Here is a 1969-nt window from a genome sequence, read left to right on the forward strand (position 1 = left end):
TCGAACTTCGGCGCCTCGATGCCGGCCAGGCGCGCGGTGCCGTTCTTGGCGGCGTCGCAGGCGATGCGGATCTGCGCCGCGAAGGGCAGCATGTCGGGCGCCAGGCGGGACTGCACGAACACGTTGGCGTCAAAGCCGCGCGCCGCGGCATTGGCCTCGGCCTTGTTCAGGCAGTGCAGCAGGTTGGACAGGGCGGTCTGGAAGACCGGCAGGCTGGCGGACGAGAGGGTGATGGACATGACGGATTTCGGGAGTGTGGACGAAAGCGGCGCATGCTACGCCGCCGGGCCGCCCTCTGCCGGCGTCAGGTCTTGGCGCCCGCCGCGTGCCGCTGCGCAAAGGCCACGTACCAGTCCAGGCAGCCGGGGTTGGCCATGGCTTCGCGGTTGATGACCTTGTCCAGCGGCTGGCCCAGCAGCAGCTTCTTGATCGGCAGTTCCTGCTTCTTGCCCGAGAGGGTGCGCGGGATTTCGGCCACCTGGAACACGTCGTTGGGCAGGAAGCGCGGCGAGAGCGCGGTGCGGATGGCGCCGTTGATCTTGGCGGTCATGGCGTCGTCCAGCGCCAGCCCCTGGCGCAGCACCACGAACAGCGGCATGTAGCTCTCGCGCCCCAGGTATTCCAGGTCCACCACCATCGAGTCCAGCACCTCGGGCAGGGCCTCGACCGCGCTGTACAACTCGCTGGTGCCCATGCGCAGGCCGTGGCGGTTGATGGTGGCGTCGGAGCGGCCGTAGATGACGCAGGAGCCGTCGGGGTGGATGCGCAGCCAGTCGCCGTGGCGCCAGACGGCGCCCGCTTCTTTTTCAAGGTCGCCGCCGCCCGGCTTGCGGCCATGCCCCGCGGGATAGGTGTCGAAATAGCTGCCGATCAGGCGCTGGTTGTCCGTGTCGCCAACAAAGTACAGCGGCATGGACGGGATGGGCTGGGTGCACACCAGTTCGCCCACCGCGTCGAGCACCGGCCGGCCCTGCTCGTCCCAGGCCTCGACCGCGGCGCCGAGCTGGCGGCATTGCATGCGCCCGGGGATCTGCGGCAGGTCGCGCACGCCGCCGATGAACGAGCCGGCGAAGTCCGTGCCGCCAGAAATGTTGCACCACCACATGTCTCGCTGCGCTTCGGTTTGCGCGATGGCGGCGAACTGCGCCGTGCCCCATCGCTGCGCATCCTCCGACAGCGGCGAGCCCGTGGTGCCCAGCGCGCGCACCGCCGACAGGTCACCACAGGTGGACAGGTCCACACCCGCCTTCAGGCAGTTGGCGTAGAACGCCGCACCCGCGCCGAAGAAGCTGACGCTTTCGCGCGCCGCCAGGCGCCAGAGCACGGTCCAGTCAGGGTGGTCTTTGCTGCCGCCGGGGTTGCCGTCGTAGATGACGCAGGTGGTGCCGCCGAGCAGGCCGGCGATCTGCGCGTTCCACATCACCCAGCCGGTGGAGCTGTACCAGTGGTAGCGCTCGCCCCAGCTGTTGGGGTCGTAGCTGCAACCGATGTCGTTGTGCAGCGTGCCCATGGCGCGCTTGACCAGGACGATGCCGCCATGACCATGCACGATGGGTTTGGGCAGGCCGGTGGTGCCGCTGGAGTAGACGATCCACAGCGGGTGGTCGAAGGGCAGCCACATCGGCTCGAAAGCCCGCACCGCCGCGTCGTCGCGTGCGGTGGCGGTGCTGAACGCCGTGCAGGGCTGGGCCGCTTCCATCGCCCGGTCCACGCCCGCCGGCTCCGTGGCCAGGTTGGCGTGCAGCACCACGTGGCGCACGGTCGGCAGCGCCGCGCGCAGCTCGGCCACCACGCCCAGGCGGTCGAAGTCCTTGCCGCCATACGTCACGCCGTCGCAGGCGATCAGCGCCACCGGTTCGATCTGTTTGAAACGGTCCAGCACGGCGTTGGTGCCCATGTCGGGCGCGCACACGCTCCACACGCCGCCGATGCTGACCACCGCCAGGAAGGCGACCATGGTCTCGGGGAT

Annotated in this window: 2 protein-coding genes; both read right to left on the bottom strand. The window is 69.3% G+C overall.

Annotation, left to right across the window (positions count from 1 at the left end):
* Positions 1-239, bottom strand: a 239-nt coding sequence (locus ACR2JA_RS14000; protein ID WP_434009693.1) for a DUF1993 family protein, incomplete at its 3' end; no start/stop codon positions are given.
* A gap of 65 nt (positions 240-304) precedes the next feature.
* Positions 305-1969, bottom strand: a 1665-nt coding sequence (locus ACR2JA_RS14005; protein WP_434009694.1) for an acetoacetate--CoA ligase, incomplete at its 5' end; no start/stop codon positions are given.

The sequence above is a fragment of the Hydrogenophaga sp. genome (assembly GCF_051007235.1).
GTDB lineage: Bacteria > Pseudomonadota > Gammaproteobacteria > Burkholderiales > Burkholderiaceae_C > Hydrogenophaga.